The organism is Pseudomonas sp. DTU_2021_1001937_2_SI_NGA_ILE_001 (genome assembly GCF_032463525.1).
In the GTDB taxonomy this organism is placed as follows: Bacteria; Pseudomonadota; Gammaproteobacteria; order Pseudomonadales; family Pseudomonadaceae; genus Aquipseudomonas.
Map to the genome: position 1 here is coordinate 2,107,242 of NZ_CP135971.1, position 16,354 is coordinate 2,123,595.

Annotated in this window: 14 protein-coding genes and 1 pseudogene; 3 read left to right on the forward strand and 12 right to left on the reverse strand. The window is 64.5% G+C overall.

Annotated features, from left to right (window positions below):
- Positions 1–3 precede the first annotated feature (3 nt).
- From RRX38_RS08890 to argE, 3 genes are read left to right on the forward strand one after another with little or no spacing between them, the layout of a single operon-like run.
- Complete coding sequence (locus RRX38_RS08890) at positions 4–420, forward strand: RidA family protein (RefSeq protein ID WP_295478251.1); 417 nt, start codon at positions 4–6, stop codon at positions 418–420.
- Positions 421–430: 10 nt separating this feature from the next.
- Positions 431–1,108 carry a DUF1028 domain-containing protein gene (locus RRX38_RS08895; RefSeq protein WP_315962273.1) on the forward strand — a complete coding sequence of 226 codons (678 nt, stop codon included), beginning with the start codon at positions 431–433 and terminating at the stop codon, positions 1,106–1,108.
- Positions 1,105–2,259, forward strand: coding sequence for an acetylornithine deacetylase (gene argE, locus RRX38_RS08900; RefSeq protein WP_315962274.1), 1,155 nt, complete (start codon positions 1,105–1,107; stop codon positions 2,257–2,259). Before RRX38_RS08895 ends, argE begins: the two co-directional genes overlap by 4 nt.
- Positions 2,260–2,306: 47 nt before the next feature.
- On the opposite strand, the gene RRX38_RS25025 is transcribed toward argE, so the two are convergent.
- The 12 genes and pseudogenes from RRX38_RS25025 to RRX38_RS08955 all read right to left on the reverse strand — a co-directional run bounded on the left by RRX38_RS25025 (position 2,307) and on the right by RRX38_RS08955 (position 15,998).
- The gene (locus RRX38_RS25025; protein WP_410524900.1) at positions 2,307–3,146 is read right to left on the reverse strand and encodes a methyl-accepting chemotaxis protein; all 840 of its coding nucleotides are present in this window, start codon (positions 3,144–3,146) and stop codon (positions 2,307–2,309) included.
- 18 nt (positions 3,147–3,164) lie between these two features.
- Positions 3,165–4,298 (reverse strand): annotated as a pseudogene (locus RRX38_RS25030) (cache domain-containing protein); the annotation flags it as partial.
- Between the two features lie 357 nt (positions 4,299–4,655).
- Positions 4,656–5,891 (reverse strand): PrpF domain-containing protein, encoded by a 1,236-nt coding sequence (locus tag RRX38_RS08910; protein WP_315962275.1) that lies wholly within the window; start codon positions 5,889–5,891, stop codon positions 4,656–4,658.
- 75 nt (positions 5,892–5,966) lie between these two features.
- On the reverse strand, positions 5,967–6,920 hold the full coding sequence (locus RRX38_RS08915) for a carbohydrate kinase (RefSeq protein WP_315962276.1): 954 nt from the start codon (positions 6,918–6,920) through the stop codon (positions 5,967–5,969).
- A 73-nt stretch (positions 6,921–6,993) separates the two neighbouring features.
- Positions 6,994–8,493 carry a xylulokinase gene (gene xylB, locus RRX38_RS08920; protein WP_315962277.1) on the reverse strand — a complete coding sequence of 500 codons (1,500 nt, stop codon included), beginning with the start codon at positions 8,491–8,493 and terminating at the stop codon, positions 6,994–6,996.
- A gap of 2 nt (positions 8,494–8,495) precedes the next feature.
- Complete coding sequence (locus tag RRX38_RS08925; RefSeq protein WP_315962278.1) at positions 8,496–9,971, reverse strand: mannitol dehydrogenase family protein; 1,476 nt, start codon at positions 9,969–9,971, stop codon at positions 8,496–8,498.
- Between the two features lie 26 nt (positions 9,972–9,997).
- Complete coding sequence (locus tag RRX38_RS08930; protein WP_315962279.1) at positions 9,998–11,101, reverse strand: sn-glycerol-3-phosphate ABC transporter ATP-binding protein UgpC; 1,104 nt, start codon at positions 11,099–11,101, stop codon at positions 9,998–10,000.
- A gap of 15 nt (positions 11,102–11,116) precedes the next feature.
- Positions 11,117–11,950: a carbohydrate ABC transporter permease gene (locus RRX38_RS08935; protein ID WP_295478226.1), complete on the reverse strand. Its 834-nt coding sequence runs from the start codon at positions 11,948–11,950 to the stop codon at positions 11,117–11,119.
- A 10-nt stretch (positions 11,951–11,960) separates the two neighbouring features.
- Positions 11,961–12,893, reverse strand: a complete 933-nt coding sequence (locus RRX38_RS08940; RefSeq protein WP_315962280.1) for a sugar ABC transporter permease — start codon at positions 12,891–12,893, stop codon at positions 11,961–11,963.
- Between the two features lie 133 nt (positions 12,894–13,026).
- Complete coding sequence (locus tag RRX38_RS08945) at positions 13,027–14,337, reverse strand: sugar ABC transporter substrate-binding protein (RefSeq protein ID WP_315962281.1); 1,311 nt, start codon at positions 14,335–14,337, stop codon at positions 13,027–13,029.
- 227 nt (positions 14,338–14,564) lie between these two features.
- A complete protein-coding gene (locus RRX38_RS08950; protein ID WP_295478217.1) occupies positions 14,565–15,470 on the reverse strand; it encodes an AraC family transcriptional regulator in 906 nt (301 codons plus the stop codon).
- A 162-nt stretch (positions 15,471–15,632) separates the two neighbouring features.
- Complete coding sequence (locus RRX38_RS08955) at positions 15,633–15,998, reverse strand: hypothetical protein (protein ID WP_315962282.1); 366 nt, start codon at positions 15,996–15,998, stop codon at positions 15,633–15,635.
- Positions 15,999–16,354 lie beyond the last annotated feature (356 nt).

Genomic DNA, 16,354 nt, shown 5'->3' on the forward strand with positions numbered 1-16,354 from the left:
GCCATGAGCACCCCGACCCACACCCGCATCCGCATGTTCAACACCAAGGACACCTACCCCAACCAGACCCTGGACAACGACCTGTGCCAGGCGGTACGCGCTGGCAACACCGTCTACGTGCGCGGCCAGGTGGGCACCGACTTCGACGGCAACCTGGTCGGCCTCGGCGACCCGCGTGCCCAGGCCGAACAGGCCATGAAGAACGTCAAGCAACTGCTCGAAGAGGCTGGCAGCGACCTGAGCCACATCGTCAAGACCACCACCTACCTGATCGACCCGCGCTACCGCGAGCCGGTGTACCAGGAAGTCGGCAAATGGCTCAAGGGCGTGTTCCCCATCTCCACCGGCCTGGTGGTCTCCGCGCTGGGCCAGCCGCAGTGGCTGATGGAAATCGACGTGATCGCGGTGATTCCCGAATAAGGAGGCGCGCATGACCTTTTCCATCACGGCGCGCTGCGCCAAGACCGGCCAACTGGGCATCGCCATCAGTTCGTCGAGCATCGCCGTGGGCGCCCGCTGCCCGTGGCTGCGTCCGGGTGTAGGGGCGGTAAGCTCGCAGAACATCACCCTGCCGGCGCTCGGCCCGCGTACCCTGGACCACCTGGGCCATGGCGAGGACCCGCAACAGGCACTGCGCCTGAGCCTGGCCGAGGACACCTACAGCGCCTATCGCCAGGTGACGGTCATCGACGCGCAGGGCCGCACGGCACATTTCAACGGTAGCCAGACCCTCGGCGTAAACCACGCGCTCAGCGGCCGGGACTGTGTCGGGGCGGGCAACATGCTCAAGGACCCGCGCGTGGTCCAGGTGCTGGTCGAAGCCTTCGAACAGTCAACCGGGCCGCTCGCCGAACGCCTGATCCACGCCATGCAGGCGGCCATGGCCGCCGGTGGCGAGGCCGGCCCGGTGCATTCGGCGGCCGTGCTGGTGGTCGGCGAGCCCAGCTGGCCGATCGTCAACCTGCGCGTCGACTGGGCCGAGCAGGACCCTATCGGTGAACTGGCGAAACTCTGGCAGGCCTACCGGCCGCAACTGCAGGACTACATCGACCGCGCCTTGGCCCCGGACCGTGCGCCGGGCTACGGCGTTCCGGGAGACGACCGATGAACGACAGCCGTGCCCTGCTGGCGCGGCTGGTGGCCTTCGACACCACCAGCCGCGAATCCAACCTGGCCCTGATCGACTACGTGCGCGACTACCTGGCCGCGTTCGGTGTCAGCGCCGAGCTGACCTACAACGACAGCCGTACCAAGGCCAACCTGTTCGCTACCATTGGCCCGCAGGAGCATCCGGGTATCGTGTTGTCCGGCCACACCGACGTGGTGCCGGTGGACGGCCAGGCCTGGACGCGCCCGGCCTTCGAACTCACCGAAGCCGAGGGCAGGCTCTACGGGCGTGGCACCGCCGACATGAAGGGCTACCTGGCCTGCGTGCTGGCGCTGGTGCCGGCGGCGGTCAAGGCACCGTTGCGCCGCCCCCTGCACCTGGCGCTGTCCTACGACGAAGAAGTCGGCTGCCTGGGCGTGCGCGGCCTGCTTGCGCAACTGAGCCAGCGCGCGGTGAAACCGATGCTCTGCGTGATCGGCGAACCCACCGAACTCAAGCCGGTGCTGGGGCACAAGGGCAAGCTGGCGGTACGTTGCGAAGTGAAAGGCGCGGCCTGCCATTCGGCCTACACCCCGCAAGGGGTAAACGCCATCGAATACGCCGCACGGCTGATCGGCGAGCTGGGCCGCCTGGCCGAGACCCTGAAAGCGCAGGAACAGTGCGACACGAACTTCGACCCACCCTTCTCCACCGTGCAGACCGGCGTGATCCAGGGTGGCCAGGCATTGAACATCGTGCCGGAACACTGCCGCTTCGACTTCGAAGTGCGCGCCCTGCCCTCGCTGAACCCGGCCCGCGTGCTGGAACAGTTGCGCGACTACGCGCAGCACAGCCTGCTGCCGGCCATGCAGGCGGTCAGCGGCCAGAGCGCCATCCACTTCCATGAACTGTCCAGCTACCCGGGGCTGTACACCGCACCGGACAGCCCGGCCGCCGAGTGGCTGGCGCAGTTCTGCGGCTCGCGTGATTTCGGTACGGTGGCCTTCGGCACCGAGGGCGGCCTGTTCGACCAGGCGGGCGTGCCGACGGTGGTCTGCGGTCCCGGCAGCATGGACCAGGGCCACAAGCCCGACGAATTCGTCAGCGTCGAGCAACTGGCCGCCTGTGACGCCATGCTCGAGCGCGTGCTCGAATTCGTCTGCCGCGACTGAAACGAAAAGGCCTGAGCAGCGACCGCTCAGGCCTTCATCGGTAGCGGTCAGACCTTGAAGCGGCCGACCAGAGCGATCAACTGCTCGTTGGACTGCTGCACTGCGGTCGTGCCTTCGGCAGTGCGCGTCCCACTGGTCACCAGTTCTTCAACCATGTGGCGTACCGCGACCATGTTCTGGTTGATCTCGCCAGCCACCGCGCTCTGCTGCTCGGCAGCGGTCGCGATCTGCGTGGACAGGTCGCTGATGCGCGCCACCGAACCGCTCATTTCATCCAGGCCGGCAGTCACCTGACGGGTCTTGTCAGCGGTGCTCTGGCAGCTGGCCTTGGTCACTTCCATGGCCGAAACCGCCGAGCTGACGCCCTGCTGCAACCGCCCGAGCATCTCGTTGATCTCGGCGGTGCTCTGCTGGGTACGCCCGGCCAGCGCCCGCACCTCATCGGCCACCACCGCGAACCCGCGGCCCTGCTCGCCAGCCCGCGCAGCTTCGATAGCGGCATTGAGGGCCAGCAGGTTGGTCTGCCCGGCGATCTCGCCGATCACCCCCAGCACCTGGTTGATGCGCTCGGCATCGGTTTCCATGGCCTTGACCTTCAGCGTGGCGTCGTCCACCTGCTCGACCAGCGCCAACACGCTATTGGAAGCCTGCTGCACGGTCAGCCGTGAATGTTCGGCCTGGCCGTTGGCTGCGCGGGTCAGGTCGGCGGTGTCGCTGGCACTGCGCGATACGGAGTCGGAGGTGGCGCTCATCTCGGTGATGGCGGTCACCGCCTGGTCGGTCTCGGCGGCATGGCGGCCCAGGATGGAGCTGGTCTGCTGGGCTTGCCCGTGCAACTGCCGGATACCGCTGTTGATGCGCTGGGTCGCGTCGCCCACCTCGCCCATCAGGCGTTGCAGGTAGGCAATGAAGGTATTCACCGCACCGGCCACGGCATCCACCTCGTCCTTGCCCTGCACCGGCACACGACGGGTCAGGTCGGCATCGCCAGCCGAGAGGGATTCGATATTGCGTTGCAGCATGCCCAGGCGCCCCATCAGTTTGCCGAGCGCCAGGACCATGATCGCTGCCAGCAGTACCACAAGGGGCAACTGGATCAGCGCCAGGGTCTGCAGAATGCTGGTGTTGGTGGCGTGCAGCAGTGAAGTCGGCAATGCGGTGGCGAGCAGCCAGGGCGTACCGGCCAGGGGACGCAGGAAGAAACTGTGCGGCGTACCGTGTTCGTCTTCGTAGAAATCGCGCACCACGGCATCGCCTTGCAGCTTGCCCAGGTTGCGCTGGATGGCGGCAACGAAGGGCGAACGGCCAGCATAGGCGGAAACGTTGTTGAGGATCTGCGAGTCGCCCAGCTCGGTCAGGTTGCTGAGGATCTTGCCGTCTGCCTCGACGATCATCATGTCGGTGTCGTCCAGGCTCTTGCGCAAGTCGTTGACCAGCGGATTGAAGAAGCCCAGGGTCATGTCGATGGTCGCCACGCCGTAAGGCTTGCCATCACGCTGGATGGCCATGGCGCAGTTGGTGCGCGGTTCGGCACTCGCGGCATCCTTGTAGGCAGCCGCCCAGGCGCACTGCCCGGCGGGCGCCTTGAGGCCGGCGAGGTACCAGGGTTGTTCCCAATAGTTGAGCGATTCGGCCGAGTTCCAGTGGGTGTTGACGATCAGCTTGCCGGAGGCATCGCGGTGGTAGAAGGTGCTGAACTTGTCACGCCCCTGCTCGCGTTGGTTGGGCAATGGCCAGATACCGCCGCCGAATACCTTGACGTCACCGTACTGGTCTACCAGGCCCGGTAGCACTTTATCGATCATCGGGCTGTCCAGCAGCGGCACCGCCTGGGTGATCGCTCGCTGCTGCGACTGGATCTGATTCAGCTCGCGGTAGATACGGGTGCCGACATCGTTGACCCGGGTCAGCACCGAAGCCTCGCCGGCGGCGACCAGGTCCGGCGTTACCCACAGGCGAATACCGATGACGGTGGCCGCGATGGTGGCAACGATGAAAGCAAGGAACATGAGGGTGTAGCGGATCCGAATCGTGGCCATTTCTTATTCCTGTTATTCATTAAGCCAGGGCACATGGCACCGTCGTCCAGCGGCGGAGGCATGAGATCCAATAACACTATCGTCTTGAGAAATACCTTCTTGAGCCCAGCCAGGCCCCGTTCATCGGCAGCAAGTTGCTTGCTGCAGAGCCCCAGTCGTGAGGTGCCCGGACATTATTAATGGCAATTCACCATTATCCGCAAGGTTTTCCTGGCGCTTCGATCAAAAGATTTGCACGTCCGACAGCCAAGCCTGTTGCGCGCCGGTTTCAATAAGAACGACTCAGGTTACAAGTGCCGGTTGCGGCGGCCTTGAAGGCCGCCTTTCGATCTTGCCGAGGCTTTTTGCAGCCAGTATTCAGAGTGCTCCGATCAGGGCATCGAGCAACGCCGCTGAAGCGCCATACAGGGGAACATGCCCGCGCAGGAGAATCTGCGTACTGCGGCGATAGGCGGCTGCCTGGATCTCGATTCGCTGTTCGACACACCGGGCGGTGACCGTCGCATCCAGTTTGCCGGCCGGGTTCTCGATGCTCACCTCTATGTCGCCAAAGGTCGCGCCAGGTGCGCTCACCCGTTGCGCCACCTGATGCGCCGTGCTGCCCGGCAACAGGCAGGCTGCGGCCAGGCAGCAGCCTCCCGAGACCGCCATGGAGGCATGCCCGGTCTGTGGCGTGAAGTAACGCACCGTGATATTGCCGCCCTCGGTCGGGGCGCCAACGATACAGACCTTGGGAATGGTTTCGCTGCGCTCGATCTCCGCGCGGGTCATCAGCTCGCCGTCGCGACGGCGCAGCTTCATTTTCAACCCCGCCGCCACCCAGACCTTGCGCAACTCGGCCATGAAGGCCGCATCGCCTTCCAGCTCCGCGATCGATTCATGGCCGGTCTTGCCAAAGCTCGCCGCCTTGGCGATGACCATCGGCACCGCCACGTCGACACAGGACACTTCATGGCCTTCGATCTCATCGACCACTGCGCCGGTCGGTAGCAGCACCCCGGTCTTGCTGCCCACCGGATCCTGCAAGAACAGATCGACCCGTGGGAAGGCTCCGAGCACGCCAGGAATGTCCGCCAGCGCAAAGCGACCGTCATCGCCCCGCCACATGCGGCTGAGGGTGACGACCCCGGTGTTGCTGTTGAAAATCTCGACCTCGCAGGCGCCTTTTTTGGGCGCCTCGATCATCGCGCTGTCGAACGCCCAGAGCGGCAAGGCCGAAGACATGTTCCCGCAGTTCACGCTCCAGTCGATGCCGGCATGACCACTGGCCAGCTGCGCCAGCGTACTGACCAGTCGCGGCCCGGCCGGCGTCTGTTCGACCCTGGCCAAGAACACCTTGTTGCTGGTCGCCGGACCACGCCCCAGGCCGGCTATCTGCCGATTGCCCGGAGCCTCGCCCGCCTGCGGAACACCCATCAGATGCCGCAGCAACTCGTCGCGCAGCGCTTCATCCTTCGGCAGCAAGGGCTCCCAGATCACCACCCCGGTGGAAGTGCCACCGCGCATGTAATGCACGGGGATTTCCATCACCCCCAGATGGACGCGGCAGCGCAAATCGATGGAATGTGCAGTCAAGTCTTCGGCGTTGGGCATGATCGTTCCAGATTGAGTGCGGGGCAGTGGAGCCGGCAGGCTAGCACGCCATACCGCACTCCGACTCACGGATGTTCAACGCACTGCCAAATGATCGCCGCTCAGTTCGTGCAGGTAAGGCAAGTCCGGGCCGACTCGCGAACAGGTCACGGCGGCCGCCTCGATGGCCAGGCGCAGCATGGCGTCGATCTGCTCACGGCTGAGCGTCGCCAGCGCCTCGGGGGTATCCAGTGCGTGGCGGGCCAGGTAACTGAGCAGCGCAGCCTGGAAGGTGTCGCCGGCCCCGACGGTGTCGCGGGTGGCGACCGCCACTGCGGGCGCTGACCATTGCCCGTGGCGGCTGTGTACGCTGGCGCCCTGGCTGCCGTGGGTGAGGAACACCAGTTGGCAGCGTTCGTTGCGCCAGGCCGCCGCGACCTGTTGCGGGTCGCGCTCGGGGTACAGCAGTTGCAGGTCTTCCTCGCTGACCTTGATCAGGTGCGCATAGCGGGCAAAGGCCTCGACGCGTTCACGCCAGCGCGCGATGTCCGGCGCCGGGCCGAGCCGTACGTTGGGGTCGAGGCTGATCAGGCGCTGCTGATGTTCGCGCTGGACCAGTTGCAGCAGCGTACTGCCCACCGGTTCCACCACCAGCGAAAAGGAACCGACATGCAGGCCGCGCACCTGGGCATCGAGTGCCGGCAGATGCTCGGCGCGCAGCAGGCGGTCGGCGCAGCCTTCGCCACGGAACGAGTAATGCGGCGAGCCTTCGGCGTCCAGGCCGACCATGGCCAGGGTGGTCGGCGCATCGCTGGCGATCAGGCAGGCGTCGCTGACGCCCTCCTCGTGCAGCACCCGGCGCAGCCGTTGGCCGAGGCTGTCCGACGAGATGCCAGTGAACAGCGCCGACGCGGCGCCCAGACGGCGCAGCCCCAACGCCACGTTGAACGGCGAACCACCAGCGATGGCCTTGAAAGCCAGCTCATTGCTACGCGGGCCGTCGTTCTGGATGAACACATCGAACAGCGCTTCGCCACAGACCAGGTACATGGGTGTCTCCCTATCGGTTCACAGGCACCTGCGCCAACGACCGGCGTTTTCAAAGGTGCTCTTCAAGGCGTTCTCACGCCAATGGGTTCTCGGCCAGCAGGCTGACCTGCTCACGGTAGCGCTGATAGACGCGCTCGTACTGCGCCGTGCGCGCCGGGTCTGGCTGGGTGTGCGTACTGGCATCGAGCTGCACGCAACGCTCGCACAGCGCGGCAAGCTGCGCCTGGCGATCCGCACCGGGCATCACGCACCAGGCGGCCTGGATGGCAGCGCCCAGCGCGGCGGCTTCGGTGTGCTGCGGGCAAACCAAGGGGGTGCCCATGATGTCGGCAATCACCTGGCGCCACACCGGACTCTTCGCCGCGCCGCCGATCAACTGGATGGTCTGGCTCTGCAAGCCGCTGGCGCGCAACAGATCGAGGCCATAGCGCAGGCCGAAGCTGGTGCCCTCGACCACTGCCCGGCACAGGTTGGCGCGGGTCAGGTTGCCGCCGTCCATGCCCCTCAGGCTGGCACGCGCGTCGGGCAGTGCCGGCACCCGTTCGCCATTGAAGAACGGCAGCATCAGCAAGCCCTCGGCGCCGATCGGCGCTTGCTCGACCAGATCGCCGAAGCGCTGCAGATCCACCTCCAGCAGTTGCTGGACCAACCCCGTAGCGCTGGTGAGGTTCATCGTGCAGATCAGCGGCAGCCAACCACCGGATGACGAGCAGAAGGTCGCCACCTGCGCATGCGGGCTGACCATCGGCTTATCGCTATAGGCGTAGAGGGTGCCGGAGGTACCCAGGCTCATGGTGATCGCCCCTGGGCGGATGTTGCCGGTGCCGATGGCGCCCATCATGTTGTCGCCGCCGCCACTGGCGACCACGGCCTCGGGGTTGAGCCCCAGTTGGCGGGCGATCTGCGGGCGAATGCGGCCCACCGGCTGGTGCGCCTCGAGCAACGGCGGCAACGCGCGCTGCAGCCGCCCGCTGGGGTCGATGAAGTCGAGCAGCGCGCGGTCCCAGTTGCGCGTGCGGACATCGAAATAGCCCGTGCCGGAGGCGTCGCCGTACTCGCTGCAGGCACGCCCGGTGAGCCAGTAGTTGAGGTAGTCATGCGGCAGCAGGATATGCGCGATGCGGGCGAACAGGTCCGGGTGGTGCTCACGCGTCCACAGCAGCTTGGACACCGTATAGCCCGGTGCGATGGCCACGCCCAGGCGCTGCAGCGACCCCGCCTCGCCGCCGAGATGATCGAGTAGAAGCCGGTTCTGCGGGGTCGACTCGGTGTCGCACCAGAGCTTGGCCGGGCGCAGCACCGTGCCTTGCTCATCGAGCAGCACCAGGCCGTGCTGCTGACCCGAAACGCCAATACCCAGAATCTGCTCACCGCTGATACCGGCGGTGGCCAGTGCTTCGCGGGTGGCCTGTTCGAAAGCGTCCAGCCACTGCTGCGGTTGCTGCTCGCGTCGGCCATTGGCGCCGCTGTGCAGCGTATGGCTGGCGCTGCCGGCGCCGAGCACCTGGCCGCTGTTGGCATCCAGCACCAGCGCCTTGGTGCCCTGGGTGCCGCAGTCGATACCGAGGTACATGCTCAGTTACCCAGCACGATCTGCAGGGTGCGGGTCACCCCGAGCGTACGCAGATTCTCGTAGCAGCGCTCGAAGGCCGCCGCGAACTCGGTTGACTGCGCAATGGCCGTGCCGAAGATGGCCTCGACGCCCAGTACCCGCTCGCGCACCTGAGCGTCATCGGCTACCAACGCCTGACAGAACTCGGCGCGTGGGTCGGGAATACGATAGTCCACCCCGTTCTCATCCACGCCCTTCAGGTACATCGCCCAGGCGGCGACCACCAGGGCGCCCCGCTCCAGCGGCTGGCCGTCGGCGATCAGGCGGTTGAGGGTCGGCACGATGAACTTGGGAAACTTCGACGAACCATCCGAGCACACGCGCTCCAGCTGGTCGGCGATGGCCTGGTTGGAAAAGCGCTCGATCAGCGTGTCCTTGTAGGTGTTCAAGTCGATGCCCGGCACCGGGGCCAGTTGCGGGGTCACGTCGAGGTCCATGAAGGTGCGCACGTACTCGCGCATCAGCGGGTCGTTCATGGTTTCGTGAACGAAGCGGTAACCCTTGAGAAAGCCCAGGTAGGTGAGTGCCAGATGGCTGCCGTTGAGCAGCTTGATCTTCATTTCCTCGTAGGGGGTGACGTCGTCGGTGAACTGCACGCCGACCTTTTCCCAGGCCGGGCGGCCGTTGACGAATTTGTCTTCCAGCACCCATTGCACGAAGGGCTCGCAGACCACCGGCCAGGCATCGTCGATGCCGTGCTGCTCGGCCAGTTGCTGGCGGTGCGCCGCGCTGGTCATCGGTGTGATGCGGTCGACCATGGCGTTGGGGAAGCTGACATGGTGGTCGATCCAGGTGGCCAGTTCATGGTCGGCCAGATGCGCGAAAGCCAGCAGCGCCTTGCGTGTGACAGCGCCGTTGTGCGGCAGGTTATCGCAGGACATCAGCGTGAAGGCACGAATACCGGCCGCGCGACGCTTGGCCAGGGCGGCGCAGAGAATACCGAACACGCTTTGCGGCGCTTCGGGGTGGCGCAGGTCGTGCTGGATGGCAGGCAGCTCGGCGAGAAACTCGCCGGTGCTGTCGTCGATGCAGTAGCCGCCTTCGGTGATGGTCAGCGAGACGATGCGAATCGCCGGATCGGCCAGTTTTTCGACCAATGCCTGGGGCGACTCTTCGGCCAGCAGCATGTCGTTGATCGCGCCGATCACCCGCACCGGCAGGTTCGGCTGGTCGCCCAGTTCGACCAGGGTGTAGAGGTAGTCCTGGCTGGCCAGGGCATCGCGCATGGCGCGGTCTGCGGCGCGCACGCCGACCCCGCAGATGCCCCAGTCGAGCGCCAGGCCCTGGTTCATCAGGGCATCGGTGTAGACCGCCTGGTGGGCGCGGTGAAAGCCGCCAACGCCGATATGGGCGATGCCGGTGCGGATCATGTCGGCGGTATAGCTGGGCAGCGCGACAGCGCCGCCCAGCCCGGAAAGCTGCTGGCGATTGAGTTTCATCTGGAAAATCCCTTGGTAAAGCGGCGTCAGGCGGCCTGCTGCAATGGTTTGGCGACGGCTTGGCCGTCGGCGTCGAAGAGGTGGCAGTGCGCCAAGTCGAAATCCAGCGTCAGGTCGTCCCCATAACGCGGGGCGAAGTCACCGCGCACGCGCACCGTGAGCATCTCGTCCGAGGTGCAGCGCACATGGCAGAAGGTGTCGCTGCCCAGGCGCTCGCTGACATCGGCAATGACCTGCATGCGTCCGCTACCGGCGCTGACCACGTTGAGGTGTTCCGGGCGTATGCCCAGGGTCACGCTGCTGCCAACGCTGAGGCCCGCAGCGCACAGCGGCAGCTCCAGGCGCGGGCCGCAGTCCAGCTGCACCTGGCAGCGCTCGGCCTCGACACCGCTCAGGGTGCCGCGCAGCATGCCCATCTTCGGCGTGCCGAGAAACCCGGCGACGAACAGGTTGGCCGGATGGTGATACAGCTCCAGCGGCGAACCGACCTGCTCGACCCGCCCGCCATTGAGCACCACCACCTTGTCAGCCAGGGTCATGGCTTCGACCTGGTCGTGGGTCACGTAGATCATGGTGGCCTGCAGCTCCTTGTGCAGCCGCGCCAGCTCCAGGCGGGTCTGCACGCGCAGGGCGGCGTCGAGGTTGGACAGCGGCTCGTCGAACAGGAAGATCTTCGGGTTGCGCACGATGGCGCGGCCGATGGCCACGCGCTGGCGCTGGCCGCCAGAGAGCTGCTTGGGTTTGCGCTCCAGCAGCGCCTCCAGCTGCAGGATGCGCGCGGCGTTGGCGACCTTGGCTTCGACCTCCTGCTTGCCCACCCTGGCCAGGTCGAGGGCGAAGGAGAGGTTCTTGCGCACGGTCATGTGCGGATACAGCGCGTAGGTCTGGAACACCATGGCCAGGTCGCGGCGCGCCGGGGCCATGTCGGTGATGTCCTGACCGTCGAGTTCGATACGCCCGCTGCTGACCTCCTCCAGCCCGGCGATCAGGCGCAGCAGGGTCGACTTGCCACAGCCCGACGGGCCGACGAAGACCACGAACTCACGGTCGCGGATATCCAGGTCGACGCCCTTGATGATCGCCGTGCCATCGAAGCCTTTTTGCAGGTTGCGAATCTTCAGATTAGCCATGTGGAAGGTCTCCTGTTATTTCACCGCGCCGAAGGACAGGCCGCGTACCAGTTGTTTTTGGCTGATCCAGCCGAAGATCAGAATGGGCGCGCAGGCCAGTGTCGAGACGGCGGAAAGCTTGGCCCAGAACAGCCCCTCCGGGCTGGAGTAGGACGCCACCAGGGCAGTCAGTGGCGCCGCGGCGGAGCTGGTCAGGTTGAGCGACCAGAAGGCCTCGTTCCAGCACAGGATCAGCGACAGCAACATGGTCGAGGCCAGGCCGCCGCGGGCGATCGGCAGCAGCACGCGGACGATCTCCTGCCAGGTGGTGGCGCCATCCAGGCGCGCCGCTTCGAGGATGTCCACGGGGATGTCCTTGAAGTAGGTGTAAATCATCCACACGACGATCGGCAGGTTGATCAGGGTGTAGATGACGATCAGCGCCAGGCGCGAGTCGAGCAGGCCGAACTGCTTGGCCAGCAGGTAGATCGGCACCAGCACGCCCACCGGCGGCAGCATCTTGGTCGACAGCATCCACAACAGCGTGCGCTTGGTGTGCCGCGTTTCGAAGAACGCCATGGAATAGGCCGCCGGAACGGCCAGGAGCATGCACAGCAGGGTCGCGGAGACCGAGATCAGCACCGAGTTCCAGGCGAAGGCGAAGTAGTCGCTGCGCTCGTTGATGTGCAGGTAGTTCTCCAGCGTCGGGGTGAAGATGAACTGCGGCGGCGTGGCGAAGGCATCGATCTCGGTCTTCAGGCTGGTCAGCACCATCCAGAAGATCGGGAAGAAGATCACCACGGCGATGGCCCAGGCCAGGACGCCGATGATCAGGCTCTGCAGGCGACGGGATTGTTTCAGCGTCAGCATCCGATTGCCCTCACTGTTGGTCGGTCAGGTTCTTGCCGATCATGCGGATCAGCACGATGGCGGCGATGTTGGCGATGACCACCGCGATCAACCCGCCCGCCGAGGCCATGCCGACGTCGAACTGCAGCAGGGCCTGGTTGTAGATCAGGTAGGCCAGGTTGGTCGACTCGTAACCCGGGCCGCCGCTGGTGGTGGTGTAGATCTCGGCGAACACCGAGAGCAGGAAGATGGTCTCGATCATCACCACCACGGCGATCGGCCGCGCCAGGTGCGGCAGGGTCAGGTGCCAGAAAATGGCGATGGGACCGGCACCGTCGAGACGCGCAGCTTCCTTCTGCTCCTGGTCCAGCGACTGCATGGCGGTCATCAGGATCAGGATGGCGAACGGCAGCCACTGCCAGGACACGATCAGGATGATCGACAACAACGGATGCTGCGCCAGCCAGTCCACTGGCTGGGCACCGAAGAACTGCCAGACGGCGGCGAGGATTCCCGAGACCGGATGGAAGATCAGGTTCTTCCACAGCAGCGCGCTGACCGTGGGCATGATGAAGAACGGCGAGATCAGCAGTACCCGCACGATGCCGCGCCCGAAGAACTCGCAGGCTTCCAGCAGCGCGGAAATCAGCACGCCGAACACCACGCTGATCAGCAGCACGCTGCCGACCAGCAACAGCGTATTGCCAGCCCCGGAGAGGAACGCGGCGTCGGTGACGAAGTAGTGGAAGTTCTCCAGGCCGACGAAGTCGTTCTCGCCGGGATACAGCAGGTTGTAGCGGATCAGCGAGAAGTACAGGGTCATGCCCAGCGGCACGATCATCCAGATCAACAGCAGGGCGACCGAAGGGCTGACCAGAAACCAGCCGGGCGCCAGGCGCCGGGGCTTGCGCCCGCCGGGCGTGCCGGCCTGTGCAGCAGGTGTGTTGATAGCCGTAGAGTTCATCATGCCTCCGAGGGCGTAATGGGTGGTGACGTGAGCAGAAAGCGGATCGCCCAGGCATGGCCCAGGCGCCATGCCCCGCCTACCGCCGGCTCACGCAGAGCCCCGGTGGGCTGAGGCAGGGTCTGCGCGACGGCTACTTCGGATACCCGGCGCGCTTCATTTCTCGCTCGGTGCTCTGCTGGGCGGCCATCAGTGCCTGCTCAGGCTGCATCTGCCCGGTCAGCGCAGCGGCGAACAGCTTGCCGACGCTGGTGCCGATGGCCTGGAACTCGGGGATGGTCACCAGTTGAATGCCCACATAGGGCACCGGCTTGGCACTCGGGTTGGCCGGGTCGGCCTTCTTCAGCGATTCCAGGGTGACCTTGGCGAATGGCGCGGCCTGCATGTAGGCATCGCTGTAGGTCGAGGCGCGGGTACCTGGCGGCACGTTGGCCACGCCATCCTTCTCGGCGACCAGCTGCGCATAGGCCTTGGAGGTGGCCCAGGCGCTGAAGGTCCTGGCAGCGTCCTTGGACTTGGAACTGGTGGGAATCGCCAGCGCCCAGGAGTACAGCCAGGAAGCGCCCTTGTCGGTGACCTGGGTCGGGGCAAAGGTGAAGCCGACCGAGTCGGCGACCTTGCTTTGCGAGGTGTCGGTCACGAACGAGCCGGCGACGCTGGCATCGACCCACTGCGCGCACTTGCCGCTGTTGAACAGCGCCAGGTTTTCGTTGAAGCCGTTGCTGGAGGCACCCGGCGGGCCGTACTTCTTCATATTGTCGACGTAGAAGTTGAGCGCGCTCTTCCACTCGCTGCCGGTGAATTCGGGCTGCCACTGCTCGTTGAACCAGCGCGCACCATAGGCATTGGCCAGGGTGGTGATCAGCGCCATGTTCTCGCCCCAGCCGGCCTTGCCGCGCAGGCACAGGCCGTACACGCCCTTGTCCGGCTGATGCAGCTTGCCGGCGAACTGGCCTATCTGATCCCAGGTCGGGTGCTCAGGCATGCTCAGGCCGGCCTGCTGGAAAAGGTCCTTGCGGTAATAGGTGATCGAGGCTTCGGCATAGAACGGCAGCGCATACAGCGTGCCCTTGGCGGACAGGCCCTGGCGCACCGACGGGAAGACATCGTCGAGGTCGTAGTCGGCTGGCAGGTCCTTCATCGGCTCCAACCAGCCTTTTTCGCCCCACAGCGCCGCTTCGTACATGCCGATGGTCAGCACGTCGAACTGGCCGCCCTGGGTGGCGATATCTGTGGTCAGACGCTGGCGCAGCACGTTCTCTTCAAGTACCACCCACTTCAGGCGGATATCGGGGTGCTGCTCTTCGAAGGTCTTGGCGAGCCGCTGCATGCGGATCATGTCGCTGTTGTTGACCGTGGCGATGGTCAGGGTTTCGGCGCCCTGGGCGACCACGCTGAGGGAGAGGCAAGAGGCTGCTGCGAATGCTTTGATCGAGTGGTTCATGCTTGTGAACTCCTCTTCCGCGCTCGTGCGGCTACGGAAGAACGTTATTGTTTTTGTTTCGCTCGGACTCGATTACACCCCCTGCTGGCTCGCGCGGACAAATCCTTGAGCGCACAACGATCGATACTTTTTTGCACTCGACGGACGAACAGAAACCCACATGGCTGCGCAAAGACCTTTCTGGCACGGGGCTTTTCGAGGATATCGGCGTGGATAATGCTGCCGGCTCAGTACAGGTTTCGCTCGGTGAGGCGCTGCACCGCGAGCTTGCGATAGCCCGACGGCGTCATACCCTTGAGTTGCTGGAAGCGGCGGTTGAAGTTGGAGATATTGCTGAAGCCAGACTCGAAGCAGACGTCGGTCACCGGCTTGTCGCTCTTGCTCAGCAGCTCGCAGGACTTGCTGACCCGCAGACGGTTGACGAACTCGACGAAACCACGCCCGGTGGCCTGCTTGAAGAAGCGCGAGAAATAGGTGGTGGTCATGCCCAGGTGCGCGGCAACTTCTTCCTGGCTGATGCCCTGCGCGTAGTACTGGAAGATGTAGTCCACTGCCCGGTTGATACGCTCGACATGTTGCTCGTCACCCAGTTGCGAAGAGGTCACGCCCGACAGCAACTGGTAGTCCTCGCTGCCCGCGAGCAGCTCCATGAGGATGAAGAAATGTCCCAGGCGAGTGATGCCCCGGCTGCTGGCGATCTTGCTCATCAACACGCCGGCTTCGCGAATCATCTGCGGGTCACGAAACTCGATACCGAACTGCGCGCGAGCCAGCAAGGGCTGCAGGCCACCGAGTTCGGCGAACACGGCACTGCCGCTTTCCAGCACCTCATCGGTGAAGTTGACCAGCATGTCGCGGGTTTCCACCACCTCGCCCTCCTCCACCTGGCTGATCCAGTTGTGCGGCAGGCCAGGGCCGGTGAGAAACAGGGTATAGGGAGAAAAATTACCGATGTAGTCGCCGATGAATACCTTGCCGGAGCTGGCGACGATCAGGTGCAGCTCATATTCCTTGTGAAAGTGCCAGCGTACGAGGGGCGATGGGAAGCCATGCTGACGGTAGATCAGCGAATGGCCTTCGTGGTCGTCCATCAGTTCGTAGGACGGGTCGGCTACGCGGGATGTCCGGGTCATGGGCTACGCCGTTGCTCGGCGACATGCCAGTCGGTTCAGGCTGGGATGTCTGCTGTGTTCACTCATGGGCAGGCCAGTGTAGCAGCCAAAAATGAACGAGCCCCACCTGTGCGGGTGAGGCTGTTTTCAATTCGATGTTTCGTCATACGCCGCCTTGAAAGGCTAACGCATCTTGTACAGCACAGCGGCGCCTGGCCTGGCCTCGAAAGCAGGCACCGTACGCTGCTCAAGTGGCCTGCCCGAGACATCCCACACCAACGTGTCCGAGGGGTACTCGTCCTTGCGGGTCATGGCGTCGATTTGCTTGACGATCACAGCCGAGCTTTCAGGCACCTCGGGGTTCCATTCGAAAACACCCACTCTACCGAAGAACACCGCCGGTGCATCGGCATCGAGACGGCGGTCCGGGCACATGACCAGGCCTCGGTCGAGCATGACCCTCAGCGCGCCGACCGGTACCTTCTTCACCGTCGGCGTGGTGCGTTCGGCACTGTGTCCTGAGCAGACATTGGCCGAGCGCGTAACCATGTCCTCGACCACTTCACTATCGGATTGGGCATGCGCCGAAAAGGCAACGGCAGATAAGGCAAGAATTACCAGGTTTGACTTCCAGGACACCAGAAACCTCCTATGGAAAGAATGCGCCAATGTTGCAGACCGTTCAGGTTGGACACAGTTCATTTTCAGGGAGGTTACAGTGCGCGGCACGAAATCAGTCTGCGCCTCCAGCTCATGGAAACTGTCAGTTGCCTGCTAATTCACCTGTTGATCATCAGGGAGTGGCGTGATCGTCGTTGCGACAGCCAGAACAGCTCCAATGGCCACCCATTCAACAGCCTGCAAGGTGGTTGCTAGCCGTGTGATCGCAAACTGATCAGCATACT